At 61.4% G+C, this 25,814-nt stretch carries 23 protein-coding genes; 16 read left to right on the top strand and 7 right to left on the bottom strand.

Annotation, left to right across the window (positions count from 1 at the left end):
• Positions 1–103 precede the first annotated feature (103 nt).
• The 11 genes from nuoH (at position 104) to ACX2DJ_RS09580 (ending at position 11,305) form a co-directional block, all read left to right on the top strand.
• On the top strand, positions 104–1,159 hold the full coding sequence (nuoH, locus tag ACX2DJ_RS09630; RefSeq protein WP_462572292.1) for an NADH-quinone oxidoreductase subunit NuoH: 1,056 nt from the start codon (positions 104–106) through the stop codon (positions 1,157–1,159).
• A complete protein-coding gene (nuoI, locus tag ACX2DJ_RS09625; protein WP_462572291.1) occupies positions 1,156–1,644 on the top strand; it encodes an NADH-quinone oxidoreductase subunit NuoI in 489 nt (162 codons plus the stop codon). Before nuoH ends, nuoI begins: the two co-directional genes overlap by 4 nt.
• 143 nt (positions 1,645–1,787) lie before the next feature.
• Positions 1,788–2,411, top strand: coding sequence for an NADH-quinone oxidoreductase subunit J (locus ACX2DJ_RS09620; protein ID WP_462572290.1), 624 nt, complete (start codon positions 1,788–1,790; stop codon positions 2,409–2,411).
• On the top strand, positions 2,408–2,713 hold the full coding sequence (nuoK, locus tag ACX2DJ_RS09615; protein ID WP_462572289.1) for an NADH-quinone oxidoreductase subunit NuoK: 306 nt from the start codon (positions 2,408–2,410) through the stop codon (positions 2,711–2,713). Before ACX2DJ_RS09620 ends, nuoK begins: the two co-directional genes overlap by 4 nt.
• 118 nt (positions 2,714–2,831) lie before the next feature.
• Positions 2,832–4,823, top strand: a complete 1,992-nt coding sequence (gene nuoL, locus ACX2DJ_RS09610) for an NADH-quinone oxidoreductase subunit L (protein WP_462572288.1) — start codon at positions 2,832–2,834, stop codon at positions 4,821–4,823.
• Complete coding sequence (locus tag ACX2DJ_RS09605; protein WP_462572287.1) at positions 4,823–6,376, top strand: NADH-quinone oxidoreductase subunit M; 1,554 nt, start codon at positions 4,823–4,825, stop codon at positions 6,374–6,376. The genes nuoL and ACX2DJ_RS09605 overlap by 1 nt, the downstream gene beginning before the upstream one ends.
• Positions 6,376–7,839 carry an NADH-quinone oxidoreductase subunit NuoN gene (nuoN, locus tag ACX2DJ_RS09600; RefSeq protein ID WP_462572286.1) on the top strand — a complete coding sequence of 488 codons (1,464 nt, stop codon included), beginning with the start codon at positions 6,376–6,378 and terminating at the stop codon, positions 7,837–7,839. The genes ACX2DJ_RS09605 and nuoN overlap by 1 nt, the downstream gene beginning before the upstream one ends.
• Complete coding sequence (locus ACX2DJ_RS09595; RefSeq protein WP_462572285.1) at positions 7,836–8,546, top strand: biotin--[acetyl-CoA-carboxylase] ligase; 711 nt, start codon at positions 7,836–7,838, stop codon at positions 8,544–8,546. Before nuoN ends, ACX2DJ_RS09595 begins: the two co-directional genes overlap by 4 nt.
• A gap of 23 nt (positions 8,547–8,569) precedes the next feature.
• Complete coding sequence (locus ACX2DJ_RS09590; protein WP_462572284.1) at positions 8,570–9,346, top strand: type III pantothenate kinase; 777 nt, start codon at positions 8,570–8,572, stop codon at positions 9,344–9,346.
• A gap of 13 nt (positions 9,347–9,359) precedes the next feature.
• Positions 9,360–11,015 carry a ribonuclease J gene (locus ACX2DJ_RS09585; RefSeq protein WP_462572283.1) on the top strand — a complete coding sequence of 552 codons (1,656 nt, stop codon included), beginning with the start codon at positions 9,360–9,362 and terminating at the stop codon, positions 11,013–11,015.
• Entirely contained in the window at positions 11,015–11,305 is a 291-nt protein-coding gene (locus ACX2DJ_RS09580) for a DUF1467 family protein (protein WP_462572584.1), read from the top strand. Before ACX2DJ_RS09585 ends, ACX2DJ_RS09580 begins: the two co-directional genes overlap by 1 nt.
• A 21-nt stretch (positions 11,306–11,326) precedes the next feature.
• Here the strand turns inward: ACX2DJ_RS09580 and ACX2DJ_RS09575 are convergent, their stop codons facing one another.
• Positions 11,327–13,945, bottom strand: a complete 2,619-nt coding sequence (locus tag ACX2DJ_RS09575; RefSeq protein ID WP_462572282.1) for a coiled-coil domain-containing protein — start codon at positions 13,943–13,945, stop codon at positions 11,327–11,329.
• Between the two features lie 70 nt (positions 13,946–14,015).
• Here ACX2DJ_RS09575 and ACX2DJ_RS09570 point away from each other — a divergent pair, with 70 nt between their 5' ends.
• The 4 genes from ACX2DJ_RS09570 to ACX2DJ_RS09555 all read left to right on the top strand — a co-directional run bounded on the left by ACX2DJ_RS09570 (position 14,016) and on the right by ACX2DJ_RS09555 (position 17,991).
• Positions 14,016–14,339: an Hpt domain-containing protein gene (locus ACX2DJ_RS09570; RefSeq protein ID WP_462572281.1), complete on the top strand. Its 324-nt coding sequence runs from the start codon at positions 14,016–14,018 to the stop codon at positions 14,337–14,339.
• 104 nt (positions 14,340–14,443) lie between these two features.
• Positions 14,444–15,628 carry a hypothetical protein gene (locus ACX2DJ_RS09565; RefSeq protein WP_462572280.1) on the top strand — a complete coding sequence of 395 codons (1,185 nt, stop codon included), beginning with the start codon at positions 14,444–14,446 and terminating at the stop codon, positions 15,626–15,628.
• A gap of 23 nt (positions 15,629–15,651) precedes the next feature.
• Complete coding sequence (locus ACX2DJ_RS09560; RefSeq protein WP_462572279.1) at positions 15,652–16,608, top strand: hypothetical protein; 957 nt, start codon at positions 15,652–15,654, stop codon at positions 16,606–16,608.
• Between the two features lie 3 nt (positions 16,609–16,611).
• A complete protein-coding gene (locus ACX2DJ_RS09555; protein ID WP_462572278.1) occupies positions 16,612–17,991 on the top strand; it encodes a sensor histidine kinase in 1,380 nt (459 codons plus the stop codon).
• 25 nt (positions 17,992–18,016) lie between these two features.
• Here ACX2DJ_RS09555 and ACX2DJ_RS09550 read toward each other — a convergent pair whose 3' ends face one another.
• From ACX2DJ_RS09550 to gltX, 3 genes are read right to left on the bottom strand one after another with little or no spacing between them, the layout of a single operon-like run.
• Positions 18,017–18,226: a hypothetical protein gene (locus ACX2DJ_RS09550; protein ID WP_462572277.1), complete on the bottom strand. Its 210-nt coding sequence runs from the start codon at positions 18,224–18,226 to the stop codon at positions 18,017–18,019.
• 12 nt (positions 18,227–18,238) lie between these two features.
• Positions 18,239–19,525 (bottom strand): citrate synthase, encoded by a 1,287-nt coding sequence (locus tag ACX2DJ_RS09545; protein ID WP_462572276.1) that lies wholly within the window; start codon positions 19,523–19,525, stop codon positions 18,239–18,241.
• A 28-nt stretch (positions 19,526–19,553) separates the two neighbouring features.
• Complete coding sequence (gltX, locus tag ACX2DJ_RS09540; RefSeq protein ID WP_462572275.1) at positions 19,554–20,987, bottom strand: glutamate--tRNA ligase; 1,434 nt, start codon at positions 20,985–20,987, stop codon at positions 19,554–19,556.
• Positions 20,988–21,015: 28 nt separating this feature from the next.
• On the opposite strand from gltX, the gene ACX2DJ_RS09535 reads away from it, so the two are divergent.
• Entirely contained in the window at positions 21,016–23,223 is a 2,208-nt protein-coding gene (locus tag ACX2DJ_RS09535; protein ID WP_462572274.1) for a ComEC/Rec2 family competence protein, read from the top strand.
• 31 nt (positions 23,224–23,254) lie between these two features.
• On the opposite strand, the gene lexA is transcribed toward ACX2DJ_RS09535, so the two are convergent.
• The 3 genes from lexA to moaC all read right to left on the bottom strand — a co-directional run bounded on the left by lexA (position 23,255) and on the right by moaC (position 25,713).
• The gene (gene lexA / locus ACX2DJ_RS09530; RefSeq protein WP_462572273.1) at positions 23,255–23,941 is read right to left on the bottom strand and encodes a transcriptional repressor LexA; all 687 of its coding nucleotides are present in this window, start codon (positions 23,939–23,941) and stop codon (positions 23,255–23,257) included.
• An 87-nt stretch (positions 23,942–24,028) separates the two neighbouring features.
• On the bottom strand, positions 24,029–25,237 hold the full coding sequence (locus ACX2DJ_RS09525; protein ID WP_462572272.1) for a molybdopterin molybdotransferase MoeA: 1,209 nt from the start codon (positions 25,235–25,237) through the stop codon (positions 24,029–24,031).
• A 2-nt stretch (positions 25,238–25,239) separates the two neighbouring features.
• Positions 25,240–25,713: a cyclic pyranopterin monophosphate synthase MoaC gene (gene moaC, locus ACX2DJ_RS09520; RefSeq protein WP_462572270.1), complete on the bottom strand. Its 474-nt coding sequence runs from the start codon at positions 25,711–25,713 to the stop codon at positions 25,240–25,242.
• Positions 25,714–25,814: the final 101 nt, after the last annotated feature.

The raw sequence follows: 25,814 nt of genomic DNA, 5'->3' as shown, positions 1-25,814 counted from the left end.
CGAGCGAAGCGAGACGAAGTCGGCCAGAGGCCAACCAATCCATGGACCTGCGCAATGGATCGCCGCGTCGCTTCGCTCCTCGCGATGACGAGGGGCGCGCGCAATGACTGCATTCTTTGACCAGTGGATGCCCTATGAATGGGCGTGGTTCGTCGCCACGATCAGCGGCATCCTGCTGATCGCGCTACCTTTGATGCTGGCGGTGGCGATGATCATCTATGTCGATCGCAAGGTATGGGCGGCGATCAATCTGCGGCGCGGACCCAACGTGGTCGGCCCATTCGGCCTGCTGCAAAGCTTTGCTGACGGGCTCAAGGTGTTCCTGCAGGAAACCATCATTCCCTCGGCCGCGAACAAGGGCATCTTCATCCTTGCGCCAATCGTCACCTTCACCGTGGCGCTGGCCGCATGGGCAGTAATCCCGTTCGATGCGGGCGTGGTGCTGGCAGACATCAACGTCGGCCTGCTCTATATCCTCGCGATCTCCTCGCTGTCGGTTTACGGCGTGGTGATGGCGGGCTGGGCCTCGAACTCGAAATACCCCTTCTTCTCTGCCATGCGTTCGGCTGCGCAGATGATCAGTTACGAGGTCTCGATCGGCTTCATCCTGATCTGCGTGGTGCTGTTGGCGGGCAGCTTCAACCTCAGCGAAATCGTTGAGGGTCAGCGCGGCCACGGGCTGGGCTTCGTCAACGGCTACTGGTTCAACCTGCTGCTATTCCCGATATGGGTGGTGTTCTTCATCTCCTCGCTGGCGGAAACAGCGCGCGTGCCGTTTGACCTGACCGAAGCGGAATCGGAACTCGTAGCCGGCTACCAGACCGAATACAGCTCGATGAGCTTCGCGCTGTTCTGGCTCGGTGAATATGCCAACATCCTGTTGATGTGCAGCCTCAACACGCTGCTGTTCTTTGGCGGGTGGCTGCCGCCGGTGGACTGGGCGCCGCTCTATTATGTGCCGGGCATCATCTGGTTCCTGGGCAAGACATTCCTGTTCTTCTTCATGTTCAGCTGGGTGATGGCGACCGTGCCGCGCTATCGCTATGACCAGCTGATGCGGCTTGGCTGGAAGGTGTTTTTGCCGATGAGCCTGATCTTCGTGGTGCTGATTTCCGGATATCTGATGGCAACCGGTCATTTCGGAGGGCAGCTGGGATGAGTACCGCCCTCCACCTCATCAAATCGTTCACCCTGTGGGAATTCCTCAAGGCGCACGCCCTGACCTTGAAGTATTTCTTCAAGCCCAAGGTGACGATCAACTATCCGTTCGAAAAAAACCCGATCTCGCCGCGTTTCCGGGGCGAGCATGCGCTGCGCCGCTATCCCAATGGCGAGGAACGCTGCATCGCCTGCAAGCTGTGCGAGGCGGTATGCCCGGCGCAGGCGATCACGATCGAGAGCGAACCGCGCGAAGACGGTAGCCGCCGCACCACCCGCTATGACATCGACATGACCAAGTGCATCTATTGCGGCTTTTGCCAGGAGGCCTGCCCGGTCGATGCCATCGTCGAGGGGCCGAACTTCGAATACGCCACCGAAACACGCGAGGAACTGCTCTACGACAAGGCAAAACTGCTGGCCAACGGGGACAAGTGGGAGCGCGCCATCGCCGCAAACCTTGAAGCCGATGCGCCGTATCGTTAGGGGGCCGCGCGAGATGATGAGGGGCAAGGTCAATACCATGAACACCGTCATTCCCGCGAAAGCGGGAATCCGCCTTCCAGCGGCATTGGCTCCGCTCTGGATCCCCGCTTTCGCGGGGATGACGAGAGGGGTGTGAAGGAAAAATGATCCAAACCTTATCTTTCTACCTGTTCGCAGGGCTGATGATCGCCAGCGCGCTGATGGTCATCACGTCGCGCAACCCGGTGCATTCCGTGCTGTGGCTGATCCTGGCATTCTTCAACGCCGCGGGGCTGATGGTGCTCGTTGGCGCCGAATTCATCGCCATGCTGCTGGTGATTGTTTATGTTGGTGCAGTCGCCGTGCTGTTCCTGTTCGTGGTGATGATGCTCAACATCGATTTCGCCGCGTTGCGGGCCGGTTTCGTCAAGAATTTTCCGCTCGGCCTGCTGGTGGCGCTGATCCTGTTCCTCGAGCTGTTCGTGGGGCTGGTGGCGTGGAGCGCGGGCGGGGTAAAGCTGGGGACTCCCGACGGCAGTGGTGCGGCCCCGCTGGGTGCGAACAATATCGAGGCAATCGGTGCGCTGCTCTATAGCCGCTATATATTCCTGTTCGAGGTGGCCGGCATCATCCTGCTGGTGGCGATGATCGGTGCCATCGTGCTGACCCATCGCCAGCGCCCGGATGGTACGCGCGCCCGGCAGGACATCGGCAAGCAGGTCCGCCGCCGCCCCGAAGATGCGACCGTGATGAAGCAGCCCGGCGTAGGGCAGGGGGTCGAGCTGTGATTGGCATCGAACATTATATCACCGTCAGTGCGATCCTGTTCGTGCTGGGCGTGCTGGGCATTTTCCTCAACCGCAAGAACGTGATCGTCATCCTGATGGCGATCGAACTGATCCTGCTTTCGGTGAACATCAACTTCGTCGCATTCAGCGCCTTCATGAACGATCTGGTCGGTCAGGTGTTCGCCATGCTGGTGCTGACCGTGGCTGCGGCAGAGGCGGCGATCGGGCTGGCGATCCTGGTCATCTATTTCCGCAACCGCGGCACCATCGCGGTCGACGATGCCACGCAGATGAAGGGGTAAAAATGAACTTCACAATCCCGTCATTGCGAGGAGCCGCAGGCGACGCGGCAATCCAGAGCCGTTGTGCGACCCGCGCTGGATTGCTTCGCTACGCTCGCAATGACGAGGGAGTTGCCAAGTGAACTCCATCCTCTTCATCGTGTTCCTGCCATTGCTCGCGGCCATCGTGGCAGGGCTCGGCAATCGCATGCTCGGCAACACCGTCACCAAGTCGCTCACCACGGGCGCGCTGTTCATTTCCTGCGCACTGAGCTGGCCGATTTTCCTGAGCTTCGTCGCCGGAAATGCGGTCGCGGAAGTCGTTCCGGTCATGACCTGGGTTCATTCAGGCACGCTGAGTTTCGACTGGGCGCTGCAGGTGGATGCGCTGACCGCCGTGATGTTGGTGGTGATCACCACTGTCTCCGCGCTCGTGCACCTCTATTCATGGGGATACATGGAAGAGGACCCGGACCAGCCGCGCTTCTTCGCCTATCTCTCGCTGTTCACCTTCGCCATGCTGATGCTGGTGACGGCCGACAATCTGGTGCAGATGTTCTTCGGTTGGGAAGGGGTGGGGCTGGCCAGCTATCTGCTGATCGGTTTCTGGTTCAAGAAGCCGAGCGCCAACGCCGCCGCGATCAAGGCCTTCGTGGTCAACCGCGTGGGCGACCTCGGCTTCATGCTGGGCATTTTCGGCACCTATCTGGTGTTCCAGACCACCTCGATCCCCGAGATCCTGGCCGCCGCGCCGGGGATGACGGGTTCGACCATCGGCTTCCTCGGCTATCGCATGCAAACGATGGACCTGCTGTGCATCCTTCTGTTCATCGGAGCGATGGGCAAATCGGCGCAGCTGGGCCTGCACACCTGGTTGCCCGACGCGATGGAAGGCCCGACCCCGGTTTCGGCGCTGATCCACGCCGCAACCATGGTGACCGCCGGTGTGTTCATGGTCTGCCGGCTGTCACCTATGTTCGAGGCAGCACCGATTGCATTGGGCATGGTGGTGTTTGTCGGAGCGGCCACCTGCATCTTCGCCGCCACGATCGGGACCACGCAGTGGGACATCAAGCGGGTGATCGCCTATTCCACCTGCTCACAGCTCGGTTACATGTTCTTTGCCGCAGGTGTCGGCGCCTATGGCGTGGCCATGTTCCACCTCTTCACCCATGCTTTCTTCAAGGCGCTGCTGTTCCTAGGCGCTGGCAGCGTGATCCACGCCATGCATCACGAACAGGACATGCGTTATTACGGCGGCCTGCGTAAACACATCCCGCTTACCTTCTGGGCGATGATGGCGGGTACGCTGGCGATCACCGGTGTCGGCATCTATGACCTGCACCTTGGCTTCGCCGGCTTCTGGTCGAAGGATGCGATCATCGAAGTCGCCTATGCCCGCGGCACCGGCATGGCCAGTTTCGCCTTCTGGATGGGCGTTTTCGCCGCCCTGCTGACAAGCTTTTATAGCTGGCGCCTGATGTTCCTTACCTTCTGGGGCAAGCCGCGCTGGATCGAGAGCGAGCATATCCAGCATTCGGTTCACAGGACGCCCGCGCAGGCCGGAGAAGACACTACCGGCGGCTATCATCCACATGAAAGCCCGCCTTCAATGCTGGTCCCCCTTGGCCTGCTGTCAGTGGGGGCAATCGCCGCCGGGCAGGTGTTTGCGCCGACATTCCTTGACGATGCATCGTTCTGGAGCAATTCGATCTTCTATAACGAGCCGCTGATCCACGCGATGCACGCAGTGCCGATGCCGGTGAAATATGCCGCCTTCATCGTGATGGTGCTGGGCTTTGCCGGGGCATGGTGGGCCTATATCAGGAACACGAGCATTCCGGGCAAATTCGTGGCGCAATTCCGCGTGGTCCACAATTTCGTCTACAACAAATGGTACTTTGACGAGCTTTACAATGTGATCTTCGTCAAGCCTGCCTTCTGGCTGGGCCGCCTGTTCTGGCAAAGGGGCGATATCGGCACGATCGATCGTTTCGGCCCCGATGGTGCCGCCTGGCTGGTGCAGCGCGGCGCGCTGGTCGCGAAGAAGGTGCAGTCCGGATATCTCTATAGCTACGCGCTGATCATGCTGCTCGGCCTGGTCGCCGCGATTACCTGGGTGCTCTTTTGATGGACGGGTTTCCGATCCTTTCGGCCATGCTGCTGGTCCCGCTGGTGGCAGGCATCGCCTGCTTCTTTCTTGAGGCGCAGGCTGCGCGGCTGACCGCGTTGGCGGCAACGCTGGCCAATCTCGCGCTCGGCGTGGTGCTGTGGCTCAATTACGATATCGGCGGAGCGCAATGGCAGTTCGTCGAGAAGGCGCCGCTGTTCTCGGGCTTCAGCTATGCGCTGGGGATCGACGGGATTGCGCTGATGCTGATCATGCTAAGCGTGTTCCTGATGCCGATTTGCATCCTCGCCAGTTGGGAAACGATTACCAGGCGCGTGGGCGAGTACATGGCCGCCTTCCTGATCATGGAAGTGCTGATGATCGGCGTGTTCGCGGCGCAGGACATGTTCCTGTTCTACATCTTCTTCGAGGCGGGCCTGATCCCGATGTACCTGATTATCGGTGTATGGGGAGGGGACAACCGCATTTATGCGAGTTACAAGTTCTTCCTCTACACGCTGCTCGGCTCGGTGCTGATGCTGATTGCGATGTTCTGGATGGTGAATGTTGCAGGCACTTCCGACATCCCCACGCTGATGCAGTATGACTTCGCGCCAGCGGCGCAGACATGGCTGTGGCTGGCGTTCTTCGCCAGCTTCGCGGTGAAGATGCCGATGTGGCCGGTGCATACATGGCTTCCCGACGCGCATGTGCAGGCGCCCACTGCGGGCTCCGTCATCCTGGCGGGTGTGCTGCTGAAGCTGGGTGGTTACGGCTTCATCCGTTTCAGCCTGCCGATGTTCCCCGAAGCCTCCGCGCAGCTTGCCTGGCTGATTTTCGCGCTGTCGATCGTGGCAGTGATCTATACCTCGCTGGTCGCGCTGGTTCAGCACGACATGAAAAAGCTGATCGCCTATTCATCGGTCGCGCATATGGCGATCGTGACGGCAGGCCTGTTCGCCTTCAACGTGCAGGGGCTGGAAGGCGCAATGATGGTGATGCTGGGCCACGGGCTGGTCTCGGGTGCATTGTTCCTGTGCGTGGGCGTGATTTATGACCGGCTGCACACGCGCGAGATTGACCGTTACGGCGGGCTGTCCATCAACATGCCCAAATATGCGCTGTTCTTCATGCTTTTCACCATGGCCAGCGTGGGCTTGCCGGGCACGAGCAATTTCATCGGCGAATTCCTGGCGCTGGCAGGTATCTATCAGGTTTCCACCTGGGTTGCCTTAGCCTGCACCACGGGCATCATCCTGGGCGCGGCCTACATGCTTTACCTGTACCGGCGCGTGGCCTTCGGCGAGCAGAAAAACGCCGATGCGGCAGCCATGCTCGATCTCGACAAGCGTGAATGGGCAATGCTTGCCCCGATCGCCGCTGCAGTTTTGTGGATGGGCGTCTATCCCGAAAGCTTCCTGGCACCGATGCGGCAGGATATCGCCGCGCTCGAAGCGCGGGTGGCGCGTGCTGCACCCGAAGGTGACAGCCAGCTTGTGGTGGGCGAGCCGACTGGAAGGATTGCCAACGAAATGCCGCATGCAAGTGAGAAGCTCGAGGAGGGGGCCCACTGATGGACTACGCAACCTCGCTTTCGCTGATTGCGCCCGAAATCGTCCTTGCAGTTTCAGGGCTTGTGCTGCTGTTGATCGCGGCCTGGGGCGGAGACAAGAGCGCTAAGCTGGTAACGTGGCTTGCAGTAGCAGGGCTGTTCACAGCGGGCGTGCTGCTTGTGCCGACCCTGCATGACGGGCTGGTTGGCCCGGCCACCTATGCTTTTGGCGATTTGTTCCGTGCCGATGCCTATGCCGCATTCGCCAAATCGCTGATCTATCTCGGCGCGATCGGCTGCCTGTTGGTCGCGCCTGCCTATTTCGATCGCCTCAAGGCCATGCGCGCCGAATATCCCGTGCTGGTTGTATTTGCTTCGCTGGGCATGAGCATCATGGTTTCGGCGGGCGATTTCCTGACGCTTTATGTTGGGTTGGAGCTCAACAGTCTCGCGGCCTATGTGCTCGCCTCGATCCTGCGCAATGATGACAAATCGGCCGAAGCGGGCCTCAAATATTTCGTGCTTGGTGCGCTTGCCAGCGGCATCCTGCTCTACGGGCTGAGCCTGCTCTATGGCTTCACTGGCAGCACCAGCTTTGCTGGCGTCTCCGCAGCGATAGCCGGTGATTTGTCCAACGGCGCGCTGATCGGCATCGTGTTTGTGCTTGCAGGCCTGGCGTTCAAGATCTCGGCAGTTCCGTTCCATATGTGGACGCCCGATGTCTACGAAGGCGCGCCGACCCCGGTTACCGCCTTTTTCGCTACTGCGCCCAAGGTGGCAGCGGTTGCCTTGACCGCCCGGGTGGCGCTGGAGGTGTTCGGCAGCCAGGTCGACGCCTGGCAGCAGATCGTGATCTTCCTGGCGCTTGCTTCGATCGTCGTCGGCGCGCTGGGCGCCATCGGGCAGGAGAATATCAAGCGCCTGCTGGCCTTTTCATCGATCAACAATGTTGGCTTCATCCTGATCGGGCTTGCCGCCGCGACTGAGCAGGGTGCGAGCGCAATGCTGGTCTATCTGTGGATTTACCTGGCGATGTCGCTCGGCAGCTTTGTTGCGGTGCTGATGCTCAAAAATGCCGATGGCGTGCCCGTCGAGAACATTTCGAGCATGGCCGGCATGGTGCGCGAGCAACCATTGCTGAGTTGGTGCCTGTTCTTCCTGATGCTGAGCCTGGCAGGCATTCCGCCGCTGTTCGGCTTCTGGGGCAAGTTCGTGGTGTTCCAGGCCGCGGTTGAAGCGGACATGATCGCGCTCGCCGCGCTCGGTATCGCCGCCAGCGTGATCGGCGCCTTCTACTACCTCAAGGTGTGCAAGGTGATCATGTTCGACGATTCGGCGGGCCTGGTGACCGGCAAGAGCAACGCCAGCCATTGGGCTGTTCTGGCGATAACCTCGTTGATCATTTCCCCGCTCGGCTACCTGCTTACGCCGTCGCTGGGCGATCTGGCGGACAAGGCGGCAAGCGCGCTGTTCCTGGCGGTGTGATCACTTTCGTCGAGCAAACCGGCTCCACCAATGCAGACCTGCTTGCGCGGCTTGTCGCAGGCGAGCATATGCGCGAGGGCGATTGGCTGGTTACACGCCGCCAGAATGCCGGGCGCGGGAGACAGGGGCGCCAGTGGTTTGACGGGTCGGGCAATTTCATGGGCTCGACAGTGGTTCATCCTGCTGCTGGCGATCCGCCCGCAGCAACATTGGCGTTGATGACCGGGCTCGCAGTCTACGAGGCGCTATTGCCATTCTGTCCCGAACCCGGCGCTCTCATGCTGAAATGGCCGAACGACATATTGCTGCGGGACGCGAAACTTGCCGGGATATTGCTGGAAACGGCCAAGGGAGCCGTAGTCATCGGAATCGGCGTGAACCTGCGCGCGGCGCCCGAACTGCCGGACCGCAAGACGATAGCCCTGGCTGAGGTCGCACCGGCACCTTCGCCTGAGGATTTTGCCGGACGGCTCGCAGCATCCTTCGACGCCGAACTCGAGCGCTGGCGCATTCACGGGCTTGAGCTGCTTCTCAGGCGCTGGCAGGCGGCGGCCCATAGAGTGGGCACAGCGCTGAAGGTGCATGATCCCTCGGGCGCCACCATCAGCGGCGCCTTCGCCGGGCTCGACGCAAGCGGCTCCTTGCTGTTGCGCGCTCCCGATGGCAAGACGCACACCATCCACGCCGGTGACGTGGCGCTCGATTAGCCTGATCGAATAGGGGAAGCTCGATGCTGCTTGCAGCCGATGTCGGTAACACAAATGTGGTCTTTGCGCTGTTCGATGGCATGGAGATCAAGGCGCGCTGGCGGATCGCCACCGATCCGCGCCGTACTGGCGATGAATATGCCGTGTGGCTGCTGCAATTGCTGGCGATCGAGGGCTTCGACAAGGCGCAAATCACACAGATCATTGTGGGCTCGGTGGTGCCCCGCGCGATCCACAATATCGCTGTGCTGGCAGAGAAGTATTTCGGCGTTACGCCGCTGATCGCGGGGCAGGGCGATGCCGATTGGGGAATTTCAGTGGACGTGGACGAGCCGCGTTCGCTCGGTGCGGACCGTGCGCTCAATGCTATCGCGGCACATGCCAAATACCAGGGTGATCTGATCGTAGTCGATTTCGGCACTGCTACGACATTCGATGCGGTGGATTTTACCGGCGCCTACAAGGGCGGGATCATCGCCCCTGGCATCAACCTGTCGCTCGATGCGCTGGTCAACAATACGGCCAAGCTCCCGCGCATTGCGATCGAAAACCCCGGCAATAACAACGTTATCGGCCGCAACACCGAAGAACAGATGCTGATCGGTGTTTTCTGGGGCTATGTCTCGCTGATCGAAGGGCTGATCGCCCGGATGCGTAAACAGATCGGCCGACCGGCCAAGGTGGTGGCGACCGGCGGGCTGGCAATCCTGTTTGACGAGCATACGGACATGTTCGACGCGGTTGATACAGACCTGACGCTTGACGGGCTTGCCATTCTGGCGCGCCGCGCAGCGAACTGATCGGAACCAGTTGATGAAAAAGGATTTCACTCCCGAGAAGGAACTGCTGTTTCTGGCACTGGGCGGCTCGGGCGAGATTGGCATGAACGTCAATCTCTATGGCTGCAACGGCAAGTGGCTGATGGTCGATCTGGGGATGACCTTCTCGGGCGATGTATATCCGGGGGTTGAACTCGTTTTTGCCGATCTCGAATTCATCGAAGACCGCGCGAAGGATCTGCTGGGGATCGTGCTGACCCACGGGCACGAGGATCATATCGGTGCCGTCCCCTATTTCGCCGCCGAACTGGGTGTGCCGCTTTATGCCACGCCATTCACGGCTGAACTGGTTCAGCGCAAGCTGGAAGAGGCGGGGCTGGCCAAATCGGTCGATCTGTTTGTCATCGATGACGATCATGGCGCGTTCAACCTTGGCCCGTTTGGCGTGACATATATTCCGCTGGCGCATTCCATAGCAGAAGGAAACGCGCTGCTGATCGAGACCCCTTTTGGCAAGGTGTTCCACACCGGCGACTGGAAGCTTGATGAGGAACCGATCATTGGTGAGCCAACAACTGAGGAAGAACTGATCGCCATCGGGGATGAGGGTGTGCTGGCCCTGGTGTGCGATTCGACCAATGTATTCAATGCCAAGCCCAGCGGTTCAGAAGGCGGCGTGCACCGATCGCTGATGGAGGAGGTGGCGCGGCATGTCGGTAAGCGCGTGCTGGTAACGACCTTCGCTTCGAATGTGGCGCGGCTGCAGACCCTGGGCGATGTCGCCCGTGAAACCGGGCGGCAGTTGTGCGTGGCCGGGCGCTCGCTCGATCGGATCATCGACGTGGCCAAGCAGACAGGTTACCTGCAGGACTTCCCTGAAACGATCGATTTCGACACGGCGATGGGCCTGCCGCGCGGCGAAGTACTGATCATCGCCACCGGCGGGCAGGGCGAACCGCGTGCGGCGCTGGCCCGCATTGCCGAAGGCAACCACCCGATCGAGCTGGTGCCGGGCGATGTGATCTTGTTTTCGAGCCGCCAGATTCCCGGCAACGAGCTCGCCATCGGGCGGGTGATGAACCAGCTTGCCGCGCGCGGGATCGTGATGGTGACTGACCGCCAGAGTGCTATCCACGTTTCCGGCCACCCCGGCAGGCCGGAACTCCAGGCGCTATATGGCTGGATTCGCCCGGAATTGCTGGTGCCGGTCCATGGCGAGATGCGCCACATGCACGAACAGGCCCGGCTTGGGCGCAAGAGCGGCATCCCGGCGGCGTTGGTGCAAAGCAATGGTGACCTTGTCCGGCTCGCGCCCGGCGCCCCTGGCAAGCTGGCCGAGGTGAAGGCAGGGCGGCTTGTGCTCGATGGCGACATTATCGTGGCGGCAGATGGTGAAGCGGTGACCATGCGCCGCCGCGTGGCGCGCGACGGGTTGGTGATAGTGGTTCTGGACGAGAGCTATGCCCCGACCGTTGAAGCGATCGGCTTGCCGCTTGACGAGGATCTGGCTGGGTTTGTCGAAGAGGCAGCCGAGGATGTCGTCTCGGCCATCGCCTCGCTGCGCGGCAAGGCAGCGCGAGATCGTGATGCGGTGCACGAGGCAGCCCGTCTTGCTGCGCGCCGCGCCGCACAGCGCTGGTCAGGAAAGAAGCCGCAAGTCAAAATCATCATGCTGGGTGAAGCGCAATGATGGAATGGACCTCGATCCTCGCGATTTATGCGCTGTTCTGGGTGATGTCGGCGTTCGTCACCTTGCCGTTTGGCGTGAAGACGCATGACGAAGCGGGGATCGAGAAAATTCCCGGGCAGGCAGATAGCGCGCCCGCGCATTTCCGCCCCGGCTATCACGCTTTGAGGGCGACCTTTATTGCGGTGCTCCTAACCGGGATTTATGTGCTGAATTACCAGTTTGGCTGGGTCACTGCCGAGGATCTGAATTTTTTCCCGCCGCCACCCGGCACAGGCGAAACGCCTGGTTGAACAACCGTGGCGCGGCAATAATCAATCGCGCAGCCGTTCGATTGATTGCGCGAGCGCGACATAGAGCTTGCCCATATCCGAGCTAAGCAGCGTGATCCCCATTGTGTTGCCATCGCGGGTTGAAAGTACCGAGCGCAGCATGGCTTCGAAATCATGGATATAGCGGCTGACATGCTCGCGAAAGCTGTCATCCGCCTCAAACAGTTCCATGATTTCCCTTGCCTGGGAATTGTCGACAAGCCGCACTGCCCGCCGCGTGAAAATGCCGCGATCGCCCTTGAGGTAAGATGCCCAAGCAGTGTCTGTGGTATCGTGTGATAGCACCTTGGCGATGTCGATGGCGTTTGAATTGAGGCTCTCGGTGATCAAGGCCACCCGCCGTGCAAAATCATTATCGACCTTTTCCTGCGCCTGTTCTCGCGCGCGGGCTACGCGTTGCTCCAGATTGCCAACCAACTCATTTACCTTGGCGAGTTGGTCACGTAGGGCGCCGACAATCTCACGTCCGCTGGTGGAAGCCCGCAGGTTTGCTTCCTCAATGCGCTCGGCAGCATGCGCGCCTTCTTCACGCAACGATTGCTCGATCGCTGCGCTGGCCTTGATCCCTATTTCTTTGGCCAGTGTGCCAAGCCGCTCTTCCGTGCCGTCCTCGATCGCCGCAAAGGCGTGCCTTGCCGCATCTTCCAGCTGGACAATCGCGGCCCGCAATTCCTCGTTGGTGCGCGACGAGACATGATCGCTTTCCTGCTCCAGTTTGCTCAAGGCGCCGCGCAGGGCGGAAATCCGCGCCAGGCCTTCATCCGCACCTTCGGCAAGGCGCGCGTTGAGCGCCGCGATCTTCTGATCGGTTTCCTCAACAGTTTCGCGGGCGGCAATGACATAATCGGATAGGCTGCTGCTGCGCTCATGTGCGGCTTCAACCGTGCCCTTGAGCATGGCCGCGCGCTGCTCAACATCGCCCAGCATTGCCCCCGCCTTGTCGATCGCCTGGGGCAGGGCTTCGCGGCTTTCGCGCGCACCCGACTGGATAATTTCGAGCAGGCGGATACCGGCCTCGGTCAATTCGCCAAGGATCGTGCCGGTGGCGGCGAGTTCGTTGCGGCTATGCGCAAGCTTCTCGGTCGTATCGCCAAGACCTTGACCGAGAGTACTGGTGGTAAGCTGCGCTTGTTCAGAAACTGAAGCAAGCAGGGTATTCAGTTCCTCAACCTTCGATGTAATATCAGTGCCTTGTGTTACGAGTTTCTCGAGGCGGGCAAGCTGCGCTTCGGTCCTCTCCGACAGCATTTCGTCGAGCTCTGACAGGCGCTGCGCCAACACTTCGCTGGCCTGCGCCTCGCGAGTATCGAATTCATCCTGCCTGCGGGCCATTTTTTCGGCGAAGTCGGCATCGTGTGCCGCAAGCCTGGCCGCAAACTGGTTACTTTCCAGTTCCAGCGCTTCGATCCGCCTTCTCCCGGTCGCTACAGCGTGCTGATCGAGCTGGTCGAGCTTGCCGACGACCTTGGCGAGATCGGTATAAAGCCGGTCGCGATGTTCATCGAGCATGGTGACGGAATCGTGCTGCGTTTGGTTGAGCGCGGCGCTCACCGCCTGGATTTCATCGCGCAAACTGGCGATCTGGTCCTGGAAAGTGTTGACGCGGGCACGCTCCTGGGTTTCGAATTCTGCCCCTAGCGCGGCCACCATAACGCGCAGCTCTTCGGCGCGGCCGTGCATCGCGGCGAACGCGCCGGCTTCATGGCTGTCTATTTCTGCGCGGAATTCGTCACTTTTCGCGTTCAAAACGGCGAAGCGGCTCTCGGTAATCTGATTGAGCCGATCGAGTTGAGCTTCGAATCGGGCCAGCGTGTCATTCACCTGTTCGGTCAATGTGTTGACCTGCTGGCCGCTTGCGGCACCGAAGTGGTTGAGCCGTTCGAACCCGGTCACCAGCTTTTCAATCTGTTCATGTGCGGTGCGGCCAGCCTGGCCGATCTGGTTGGAGGCATCGCGCGCCGAAGTTGCAATAACTGGCAGGTCGTCACGCAGTTTTCCCATATTTATCAACGCGGTATCACTGACTGTTGCGATCGCCTCTACCTGAGCGCCATTGGTGTGGATCAACGCCTGAAGCTCGCCGGCATGGGTAGACAGCCGTTCACTGGCTATGCGCCCGAAAGATTCCAGCTCGCGCGATTGTGTGCCCAGGAATTCGCGCGCCAGCGAAAGCTCGCGATTGACCGCTGCCAGCCGGTTCTCAAGCGCGCTCGCCTCTTGCCGCAGTAAAAGAGCCGTATCGCCGAAACGGACAGCTTCGCGGCGGCTCAGGCGCATGGCGAGAAGCCAGCAGGCTACGACCAGCAGGATCGGGACAGACCAGTCCATGATCCATCCCGCCCACTGTTGCGGCGTCCCGCCTGTCAGAATTTCCGCTTGAAATGCCCAGCCAAAGAACCCGGTCCACCCCGCCATGGCAAGCATCGCCAATGCGGGTACAAACCAGTCATACCAGCGCCTGCGTGGTGCCGGTTCATCAATCTCGTCGCCCGGTTCTTCGTCCAGAATTAGCGGTTCATCGCCAGCATTCTGAGCGGATTGTTCAGGCGCGTTCTGCGCGGCTTCAGGCCCGATAGCCCGGATATGCGATCCAGTCGTCATTTGCGGAAACTACTCGATTTTGAGAAAGGATAAACCCCGCTTTAACGCTTGTGCGCATATCCGCCATCCAATGGCGTATGAAAGCGGTTCCCTTGATGCAACATTGGCTGCGGCTGCGGGTGAGGACATCGCCTTGCTGGCTGAGCTACGCAACGCTTTGGTCGAAAGTGCTGAGCGGCAGCTTGACCTGATGCGCCGCGCCCGTTGTGACGGAAATTGGCGTGTTGCTGCGATGCGTCTGAAAGGGCTTGCCGCAAGCTTCCACGCGGAGGAATTGCTCAACATATCCGAAGCGGCGCTGGAAGCTGTTCCGGGCGAACCTGGCGTGCTGCGCGAGGTGGAGCAGGAGATCGCGCGGCTAGCGGGGCGGCCGCTTATTCCTGCGCACGGCTGAAACTGCCCAATTCCGCCCAATCTGGCGCTTGGCAGGCCTGCCTTGCCGCGCCTATTGTCTCCCCTAAATCCGACTAACCAAAGGCAAACGGGGGACAGGCCGCTGTGCGCAGCGCATTGCTATCGACACTGGAACTGACGCAAGCGGGCAGGCCGCGCGCGTTCGAGCGGCTTGGTGGGCGATCGCTGATCGCCTGGCAGGTGGACATGGCGCGCGACCTTGGCTGCACGCGGATAATCTGCCTCGCAGAGCGCGACAGCGAACCGTTGCAGGACCTTCACGAGGCTGTGGAAAGCGCAGGTTTGGAGTTCCAGCTGGTGCGGGGGCCGTTGCCACTGGCGCGGCTGCTTTCCGCCGATCAGGAGCTGGTGGTGATTGCCGATGGCCTGGTGATCGATCGTGAGCGCTTGGCCGCGACCATAGGAGAGCAACGCGGCGTTGCAGCCTTGCCAGCTGAGGAAGGCCTGGCCGCTGGGTTCGAGCGGATCGATGCGGAACATGCCTGGGGCGGTGTGCTGGTCACGCGGGCAAGGATTGCGGAACAACTGGCGGACATGCCGCCCGATTGTGACACAATCTCGGTTTTGCTGCGGCTCGCATTGCAGGCCGGGGCAAGGCTGGTGGATGTGAGCGCGGAGGCGCTCGATAGCGGAGAATGGCTGTTGGTGCGAGACCGCGCGGTGTTGGCACTGCGCGAGGAAGCTTTGCTTGATCGCAGTGTCGAGAGCGCCGTTTGGAGCGCGCCGGGCACTGCACTCAGCCGCCGGTTCGCCCGGGCATTGGCGCCCGATGCGTTGGATCGGGGGCCCGCTACGGCACTGGGCCTTGGGGCATTGGGTCTGCTGGGTGCTGCGGTGCTCTCGCAAATTGGCCTGAGTTTCGCAGGTTTGGCGAGCTTCATTGTAGGCGCTTTTACGCTTAAACTGGGTGAGGCACTGGGCAGGCTCAAGGCCAGGCTGCGCGGAATTGGGCCGGGAACGCGGCGCGCAGGCCTGCTGCGAAATATCCTGGATTTCTCGCTTGTGATGGCTCTTTCGCTGCCGTTCGAACTGGATTCCTTGCCGCAGCGGATGTTTCTGCCGTTGATGTTTGTGGGGCTTTTGCGCCTTGGAGAAAGTCTGGCCCCTGAAAAATGGCGTGCGGCCTGGGGTGATCGCCTCGTCGCAGCGTCGGTTTTGCTTCCGGCGGCATGGTTTGGCGTGCTGGATCAAGCAGTTGCCGGCCTCTCTTTGCTGGCACTCGGATTATGCCTGTTTTTTCGGCGAGAATCGAAGATAACGCGGGCTTAACCAAGCCGCGCTATGAGCAGGCGATGAGCGAGGCTGTGATGAAACCGCAGGAGCAGACGGAGGCAAGTGACGCCTTGCGCCATGAGCTGGCGCGTGGCGACCTTGCGCTTGCCGGAGTTGCGCCTGTTCTCAGCCACTTGCTCGCCTCTCCCGGCCAGGCCCTGGTGAGCGAAGATGTGCTTGCGCGCATGCGCGGCATGCTGGGCGATCTGGCGCGGCAGGTGCTGGCGGCGCAGGCAAGGGCAGAAGGGGCAAAGCAGGAGATAGACCCGGCAGCGGCAAGCGATCTTGCAGGCCGGTTTGCTGCCAGCAGCATCCTGGTGAGCCATTGTTATGCCATCGCGATGGAAAGCCAGCTTGGCGAGCGGCTTGAGCAAGGCGCGGCGATCGACCAGGTGCTTACGCCGCTGTTGCAGGAACTGATCGCCTCACCGGACGAAAACGTCGCGGAACTGGCCATGGCTACCATGAGCGCGCAGGCGCGTTTCATCCAGGCGCAGCGCAGAATGGACCTGCCGCTGGTCGAACTTCCGGCAGAGCTGTTTCACGAGGTGCTGGCGCTGGCAAAAAAGGCCGCCGTCGCAGAGGATGGCGGTGTGGCAGAACGGGCGGCGCAACAGCTGCGCGCCGGCTACGATGAAGGCCGTAGCAGGCTGGCCCTGCTTACCCGTCTGGTAGGCGGCCTGGCAGGAGGAATGCGCGCCGCGCTCGATCTTGAGCACGCCGGGCTGGCACTCTTCGCGACCGCAATGGCGCGGCTTTCGCAGCAACCGCGCGAACTGGCGATACTCTCGTGCCACGAACGCCAGCAAGTGCGACTTGCCCTGGCGCTGCGTGCCGGAGCACTCAAGCCTGATGAAATCACCCGCCAATTTGCGCTGATCCACCAGGATTTTGCGCTTCCCACGCAGCTGCATGACATTTCTGCGGACCAGGCGAAAGCTCTGCTCAAGGGAACCGCGGCGGGGCGCGGGCGCTAGGCCGTGGCGGCTCCCGATTCGCTTCTGGCCGCGCGCGGCCTTACCGATGGTGAGGACCGCCTGGTCTCGGCTGACCAGCCCCTGTCGGAGCTGCAGCAGCGCTGTGGAGGCCAGGTTCCCGGCAGGCTTGCCATCCCAGAACTGCTCGAACTGGTGCGGCAGGGGCGCCGAATGGGCTTGCGCCTGGCGCGTGAATTTTCTGCGCAGGATGGCGATGCGCGCGTGAGCGGCTTTGTCCGCATACATCCTTTGACGGCGGATCGCGGCGATGGTTGTGAGATCCTGATCGAGAACTGGCGGCGGGAAACTGTCGGGGCACAAGATGACCGCGAGACCACCGCAAGGCAGGACGCGATCGACAGGGCAACAGCGGAATTTACTGCGCGACTCGACGGCAAACAGCGCCTGCTCGCCGGTGAGGGCAGCGCGCCGGATCTGGCGGAATTGATTGATGAGACCCGCAAGCACGCCGGCAAGCCCTGGGTGGACTATGTCGAACTGATCGGGATCGCGCACCGTCAGCCCCTGCATTGGCGCCTGCTTGACGGGGTGCGGTGCAAGCTAGCAGGTTCGCAGCGTGACTGGCGGGCTCGCCTCATTCCACTTGGCACGGTAGCCGCCATGCCGCGCGGATTTGAATTGTTGCTGGTGGCCGATCAGCCGCCGCCGCAAGCCGAGCCGCAAAACGAAGATACGCAAGCAGGCGGCACCGGTCTGATCGGGGATGCGCTGATGCCTGCTCTGCGCCAGCCGGTAGCGCGGATCATCGCCAATGCGGAAACTATCCGATCGAAACTGGCCGGGCCCTTGCGCGCCGAATATTCGAATTATGCTGCCGACATCGTGTCAGCGGGCAGACATTTGGCCGGGTTGCTTGATGATCTGGGTGATCTCGAGGCTGTCGAGGCACCCGGATTTACCGCCGCAAAGCAGGCGATCGATCTGGCCGATATCGCCCGCAAGGCTGCCAGCATGCTGACGGCCAGGGCCAATGACAAGCGGATCGAACTGGTCAGCCCCGGCAGTGACGAGACTTGTCCCGCAACCGGTGACGCCCGGCGGGTCTTGCAGATCGTGCTCAATTTGGGCGCGAATGCGATCAACTATTCGCCCAGGGATAGCCGGGTTGAGATTTCGGTGGGGCCGTGGCGCAGTGGCTTGCCCAGCGTCAGCGTGCGCGATCAGGGCCCTGGCCTCTCACGCGAAGATCAGCAGCGGATGTTTGCGAAGTTCGAGCGGCTTGGCCGTTCGGGCGATGGCGGCTCAGGCCTTGGGCTTTACATTTCGCGCAAGCTGGCCCTGGCCATGTCGGGCTCGCTTGCGGTCGAAAGCGAGGTAGGCAAGGGGGCAACCTTCACCCTGGTTTTGCCCAAAAAAGCCTGACTGTTGGCAGGCAAGGAGCCGTATTTCATCGCTCTATGCGTCCCGATCCCCACAGCAGGATTGCGCCGACAAGCACGGTGATCGAACCGTAAAAAGCCCAGCTGCGATCTGCCAGCATGAAGCTGTTGGCAGGCCACATCACGATGCCCAGGCCTTGCAGCGTCCATAGCCCGCCCGACAGGATCAGTGCTAAACCGAATACCTGCAGGACGAGCTTGATGAACCGTCTGCCCATGCCTGCGCAGCCTCAGCGCTGGGTGAGCGGAACGTAGTCGCGCTGCGTCGGGCCGGTGTAGAGCTGGCGCGGGCGGCCGATAACCTGGCCGGGATCGGAAATCATTTCGTTCCACTGCGCAACCCAGCCAACTGTGCGGGCGAGTGCAAACAGTGCGGTAAACATGGTGGTCGGGAAACCGATCGCGGATAGGATTACGCCCGAGTAGAAGTCGACATTGGGGAACAGCTTCTTTTCCCTGAAGTAATCGTCGTTGAGCGCCATCTCTTCTAGCCGCAGCGCGGTTTCGAACACCGGATCGGTAACTTTGAGCGCCTCGAAAACTTCGCGCACGGTTTTCTGCATTACGGTCGCGCGGGGATCGTAGTTTTTGTACACCCGGTGACCGAAGCCCATCAGGCGGAACGGGTCGTTCTTGTCTTTCGCGCGCTCGATATATTGCGGAATACGGTCCGGCGTGCCGATTTCGCGCAGCATGTTGAGCGCGGCCTCATTGGCGCCGCCATGTGCCGGGCCCCACAGGCATGCGATGCCGGCCGCGATGCAGGCAAAGGGGTTGGCACCAGACGATCCGGCCAGGCGGACGGTGGATGTCGATGCGTTCTGCTCGTGATCGGCGTGGAGGATGAATATCCGGTCCATCGCGCGCTCAACGGCGGGATGCAGTTCATATTCCTCGGCCGGAACACCAAAGGTCATGCGCAGGAAGTTGCCCGTATAGCTGAGCGAATTGTCCGGATACATGAACGGCTGACCTACGGCATATTTGTAAGCCATTGCCGCGATCGTGGGCATCTTGGCGATCAGCCGGTGGCTGCTGATCTTGCGATGCTCGGGATCGGAAATGTCGGTGCTGTCATGATAAAAGGCCGACAGTGCGCCAACCACCCCGCACATCACCGCCATCGGGTGCGCATCGCGGCGGAAGCCGCGATAGAGCACCGAAAGCTGCTCGTGCAGCATGGTGTGCCGCGTTATGGTGTATTCGAAATCCTCGAATTCATCCTTGCTTGGCAGTTCACCATTCAGGAGCAGATAGGCGACTTCCATGAAGCTGGAATGTTCGGCCAGTTGGCCGATGGGATAGCCGCGGTGCAGCAGCACCCCTTCTTCGCCGTCGATATAGGTAAGTGCGCTTTCGCAGCTCGCGGTCGACTTGTAGCCCGGATCGAAAGTGAACGCGCCTGTCTGCCCATAGAGCTTGCGGATATCGATGACATCGGGCCCAACGCTTCCTTCCAGGACAGGGAATTCGTGGCTCTGGCCCCCAAGTTCGAGTTTCGCGTGTTTGTCCGCCAAATTCTGTCTCCTTTAATCGTGCTCGTGTTCAGCCCGCCGCAACAGCCTGCGCGTCGATCCGTGCCAACGCCTCTGCCCGTCCTAAAAGGATCAGAACATCGAAGATACCGGGCGAGGTTGTCGTACCGGTAAGGGCTGCGCGCAGGGGCTGCGCGAGCTTGCCAAGGCCCAATTCAAGTTCCTCGGCGAGTGCTTTCGTAGTGGCTTCGAGTGCTTCGATTGTCCAGTCATTTTCCGCCCGTAAACGGTCGGCAACAAGTGCGAGCCGCTGCCGCGCGTCGCCATCGAGCAGGGCGGCAGCTTTTTCGGTCATTTCCAGCGGGCTTTTGCGGAACAGGAAGGCGGCACCTTCGGCCAGTTCCATCATGCTGCGCGCGCGCACCTTCAGCACCGGCATGGCCCGGGTCAGCAGGGCAATATCGACTTCGCCTGCGATCATCGGCGCGCAAATCCGGGCCAGACGCGCATCATCTGCCTCGCGGATGTAATGCCCGTTGAGGTTTTCGAGCTTCTTGAGGTCGAAGCGCGAGGCGCTTTTGCCGACACCGTCGAGATCGAACAACTCGATCGCTTCCTCGCGGGTAAACTCCTCGCGGTCGCCATGTCCCCAGCCAAGCCGCAACAGATAGTTGAACAAGGCTTCCGGCAGGATGCCCATTTCGTCGCGATAGGCGTCCACGCCCAGTGCACCATGACGCTTGGACAGCTTGGCGCCATCCGAGCCATGGATCAGCGGGATATGCGCATAGATCGGATCGCCCCAGCCGCCTTCAATCTGCTCCATTGCGCGATAGATTGGCAGTTGGCGGAAGGCGTTGTTCAAGTGATCGTCACCGCGGATGATGTGAGTCACGCCCGTATCGCGATCGTCGACCACGGCGGCGAGCATATAGGTGGGTGTGCCGTCAGCGCGCAGGATGATGTAATCGTCAAGCTCGGCATTGCGGACTGTCACCTGGCCCTGGACCTGGTCAGCGATGGTGGTTTCGCCGTCCTCTGGCGTTTTCAGGCGGATCACGAAAGGCGTTCCGGCGGGTGCTTCGGAGGGGTCGCGGTGGCGCCACCGGCCATCATAGCGGATCGGCTGCCTGGCGGCGCGCTGGGCCGCGCGCATCTCTTCCAGTTCTTCCTGGTTGGCATAACATTTGTAGGCAAAGCCGTGTTCGAGCAGCTTCTCAGCAACTTCGACATGACGCGAGCCCCGCTCTGACTGGTAAATAGTGTCGCCGTCATAATCGAGGCCAAGCCAGTCCAGCCCATCAAGAATCGCGTCAATTGCTTCCTGGGTGGAGCGCTTGCGATCGGTGTCTTCGATCCTGAGCAGCGCCTTACCGCCATGATGCCGCGCGAAAAGCCAGTTGAACAGCGCGGTTCGCGCGCCGCCAATATGCAGGAAACCAGTGGGGGAGGGGGCAAAGCGGGTAACCACTGCGCCGGCCTGCACCCCGCTTTCGCTTGCCATAAGTCTTTGTTTCCTTTCCAATGCCTTGATGGCGATATCTAACCCGCCTGTGGTGCCTATCGGGGGCGGTGCCGACAGCGGCGATGCTGCATTGCAGCGCCATTGGCGCATGGCGCCGCGCTTGTCCAGCGTGGCTGAACTCGCCGACCGGTTCCTGGCCAGCTCTGGCTTCGACCGTGCGCCATGGCTCACTGTAGCATTTGCGATGGGCATTGCGTGCTGGTTTGTGCTTGCCGGGCCATGGCAATGGAGTGCGGCAGCGGGCGCGGGGCTGATCGCAGCCCTGGCGGGAGCGGCATTGTGGCAGGACAATCACGGCGTGTCAGGCAGGCCGCATCTGCGCCAGGCGCTGATTTCGCTCGGACTATTGTTCGCCGCCGGACTTGCGGTAATCTGGATGCGTTCGGAGATCGCCGGCGCTGAGCCGATAGAGCGCCCCAGGGTCGAGCTGTTGCAGGGCTATGTCCTTGAACGTGAGGACCGCGCGGCAGAGGGTCGCATCCGGCTGACCTTGGCGGTGCGCGATGCCGAAACCGCCGAAGCTCGCAAATTTCGGATCAATGTACCGCTCGATCAGGCGCGCGATGAAATGGCGGAGGGGGCAGTGGTGAAGCTGCGCGCGCGGCTGATGCCGCCAGCTTCGCCAATGCTCCCCGGTAGTTATGATTTCGCCCGAGCAGCCTGGTTCCAGGGTCTTTCTGCAACCGGCAGTGCCATTGGTGAGGTGGAGGTGATTGCTTCGGCCCAGCGCTCGCAGCACCTCAAGGCAGTGCAGCGCGCACTGGCCGGGCATGTGCGCGGTGAGCTTGGCGGGCCTGCCGGTACCATTGCCGCCGCATTTGCCAGCGGCGATCGCGGGGCCATATCGAACGCTGACGAGGAGGCCATGCGCGACGCGGGGCTCACCCACCTGCTGTCGATCAGCGGCCTGCATGTCAGCGCAGTTATCGCTGCCGCATATTTGTTGGCGTTGAAGCTGCTGGCGCTGTGGCCAACGCTGGCTCTGCGCTTTCGGTTGCCGATTGTCGCGGCAGCGGCCGGGGCGCTGGCGGGGATCGGCTATACCTTGCTCACCGGAGCCGAGGTTCCAACGGTGCGCAGCTGCATCGGTGCCCTTCTGGTGCTTTTGGCGCTGGCACTGGGCCGCGATGCACTGTCGCTGCGGATGGTGGCTACGGCTGCTTTTGTCGTGCTGCTGATGTGGCCGGAATCGCTTGCCGGTCCCAGTTTTCAGATGAGCTTTGCCGCTGTTCTGGCGATAGTGGCGTTGCATGATGCCGGGCCGGTGAAGGCTTTTCTCGCGCCGCGCGAAGAAGGCTGGTTGGCGTGGGTTTCGCGGCGCGGGTTGATGCTGCTTGTGACCGGCCTGATAATCGAGCTTACGCTGATGCCAATCGTGCTGTTCCACTTTCACCGGGCCGGGGTCTATGGAGCCTTCGCCAATGTGGTTGCCATCCCACTTGTTACGCTTGTGTCGATGCCGCTGATCGCCATTGCGCTGCTGCTCGACCTGGTGGGGCTAGGGGCTCCGGTATGGTGGCTGGCAGGCAAATCGCTCGATTTGTTGCTGGCTATTGCGCACTGGACGGCAGCGCAGCCCGGCGCGATCAAGCTGATGCCGCAAATGAGCGGGCCGACTTTCGCGCTTTATGTCGCGGGTGGATTGTGGCTGGCGCTGTGGCGAGGGCGCAGGAGGCTGGCTGGCTTGGTGCCGGTGGCGATTGCGACGCTGTTGCTGATGATCACGCCGGTTCCCGATGTGCTTGTTTCGCGTGACGGGCGGCATGTCGGGATCACCATGTTCGATGCGGATGGCAACAAGAGCCGGTTGGCGAGCTTGCGCCACAGCCGGTCCGAATATGCGCGCGACAACTTGCTCGAACTGGCGGGAGTTCAGGGTGAGCCGGTCACGATCGAAGACTGGCCGGGCGCGCGATGTAGCCGGGAATTCTGCTCCGTGGTGATCAAGCGCGGCGGGCGTAGCTGGAGCCTGCTCCTTTCCCGCAGCAATCTGCGGGTGGAAGAGCGTGCGCTTGCTGCCGCCTGCGAGCGCGCCGACATTGTTGTGGCAGATCGCTGGCTTCCCGCATCATGCCGCCCGCGTTGGCTCAAAGCGGACAAGCGCTTTCTGGAGCAGTCAGGCGGCCTCACGATAATGCTTGGCCGGCGCGAGATACAGACCGTGGCCGAGCATCAAGGGCAGCATGGCTGGTGGCGCGCCGGTGCCGGGGATTGAGGAGGACAAGGCCCGGCGCGCAATCTCACCCCTAGTGATAACGACGCAAGAGCCCTGCAAGCTTGCCCTGCACCACAACCTCATGCGGAGCATAGATTTGCGGGTCATAGGCGCCATTGGCAGGATCGAGACGGATCATCCCGTTTTCGCGCCGCAGATATTTGAGCGTAGCTTCCTCGTTGCGGATCAGAGCCACCACGATTTCACCATCGCGCGCGGTATCGGTGCGCCGCACCAGCGCATAATCGCCGTCGAAAATCCCGGCCTCGATCATCGAATCGCCTGAAACTTCGAGCGCGTAGTGCTCGCCCGGGCCGAGCAGCGCCGCGGGAACCGGCATGCTAGAACGGCCTTCCAGGGCTTCGATCGGTGCACCCGCCGCGATGCGGCCGTGCAGCGGCACTTCGATCACGTCATTGGCAGCTTCCGGCGCGGTCGATGCGGGGCTGGCCGTGCGCGCAATGACAGCATTCGCCATGACGCTGCGCCCTGCAGGGGTAGAATTCTCCGGCATCCTGATGACTTCAAGCGCCCGCGCGCGATTGGCCAGCCGGCGGATGAAGCCGCGTTCCTCAAGCGCCGAAATCAGGCGGTGCACGCCCGATTTGCTCTTGAGATCGAGCGCTTCCTTCATTTCCTCGAAACTTGGCGAGATGCCGGTCTCTTCAAGCCGTTGCTGGATAAACCGGATCAGTTCGTGCTGCTTTGCCGTCAGCATGGCGAAAACCTCCCTTGGCCGCCTGTCCTGCGTTCCCATAAATATGGTGAACGAATGAGGAACAATTAGGCAACACGATTCGGTAAGTCAAGCAATTCCGCCATTTTCAAGCAGGATAACCGGAACAGACGTTCCTGCTTCGATCCGGCCACCGTTCGGCGCACGATCGATCAGGCAATTTGCGTTGGCAAGTGCGCCCAGCGCGGACGAGTCCTGCGAATCGGCAAGCGTAACGTGCTTGCCATCCCAGCGGGCGCGCAGGAATTCATGGCGTGTGCCAACCGCTGGCAATTCGCATCCCGATGGCAGCAGCGCCCTTCGCGGCAGGGGGTCAGCGGCTCCCATTGCGGCGCGGATCAGCGGCAGCACGAACAGGAAGCATGTAACGAAGCTCGACACCGGATTGCCGGGCAAACCGAAAATCACCTGCCTGCCATCGCTGTGCTCGCGCGTTGCCACCATGATCGGCTTGCCCGGCTTCATCGCGACCTTCCAGAAATCTAGATTGGCGCCCCAGGCCTCAAGCGCAGGGCGCATCAGATCGTGATCTCCAACCGAGGCGCCGCCAGTAGTGACCAGGAGGTCAGCGCCCTCAGCTTCGGCCAGCGCTTTTGCCAGCGCATCGGCGTCATCCGGCACAGGGCCAAGCCGCGTTACCCGGCAACCGAGCGCCTTGAGCATTACCGCGATCATCGCGCCATTGCTGGCTGGGATCTGGTGCTCAGCGCAATCCATCGGGTCAGCGGCCAATTCATCGCCGCTGTCGAGCACTGCCACCGATGGCGCGCGGCGTATCTCAAGCTCGGCGTGGCCAGCGCTCAGCGCAAGCGCAAGCTGGGCGGGGCCAATTCTGGTTCCGGCGCAAACTACGACATCCCCTTCGGCGAAGTCGGAACCGCGTTGGCGAACGTGACGCAGTGAATCGGGAAAATCCTCCACACATGAGACAGTCTCGCCTTCGACCTTCGCATTTTCCTGGATCAGCACACGATCCGCACCAGCGGGAATATGCGCCCCGGTTGAAATGCGCACGGTTTCGCCAGCTTCAAGCGCACGAGCGAAGGGTGCCCCCGCGCGGCTTTCACCTACCAGGCGCCATGGCCCGGCTGCTTCGCCGCCAATCGCATAGCCATCCATGGCCGAAAGGTTGGCAGGCGGCTGAGTTCGCCGCGCTCGCAAGTCATGCGCGAGATAAAGGCCGACCGCATCCTCACACGAAATCCGCCTCACCGGCATGGGTTGCACCAGCGCCAATACCCGGGCCTGCGCTTCTTCAGGGGTAAGCATTGCCACCATGATCAATCGGCGGTCCAGTGGCCTGACTTGCCGCCGCGCTTTTCAAGCAGGCGAACCTCGCCGATCACCATGCCCTTGTCGAGCGCCTTGGCCATGTCGTAGATTGTCAGCAGCGCGGTGGAAGCGGCCACCATTGCTTCCATCTCCACGCCGGTCTTGCCGGTCAACGTAGCTACTGCGGTTACCCGCACGCCGTCATCTTCAAAGGCGAAGTCGATATTGACGGCATCCAGGCTGAGCGGGTGGCACAGCGGGATCAATTCGCCGGTTCTCTTCGCCGCCATGATCCCCGCGATTCGTGCGGTGCCCAGCACGTCGCCCTTGGGGGCATCACCTGCCTTGATCGCAGCGAGCGCCTCTGCGCTCATGCGGATCACGCCGCCCGCCCGCGCCATGCGCCCTGTGGCAGGCTTGGCGCTCACGTCGACCATGCGCGCATTACCGCTTTCATCGAGATGGGTCAGGCTTTTGCTCATGCTTTCTACAATACCTTGGCGAATCGAAACCCTACAGGATGGAACACATGGAACACAGTCATGAGAAAGGAAAACCGGGCGCTGATGAAAGGGCTTGCAAG

The organism is Altererythrobacter chaiwopuensis (genome assembly GCF_054957755.1).
This window is presented reverse-complemented; position numbering and strand designations above follow the sequence as displayed.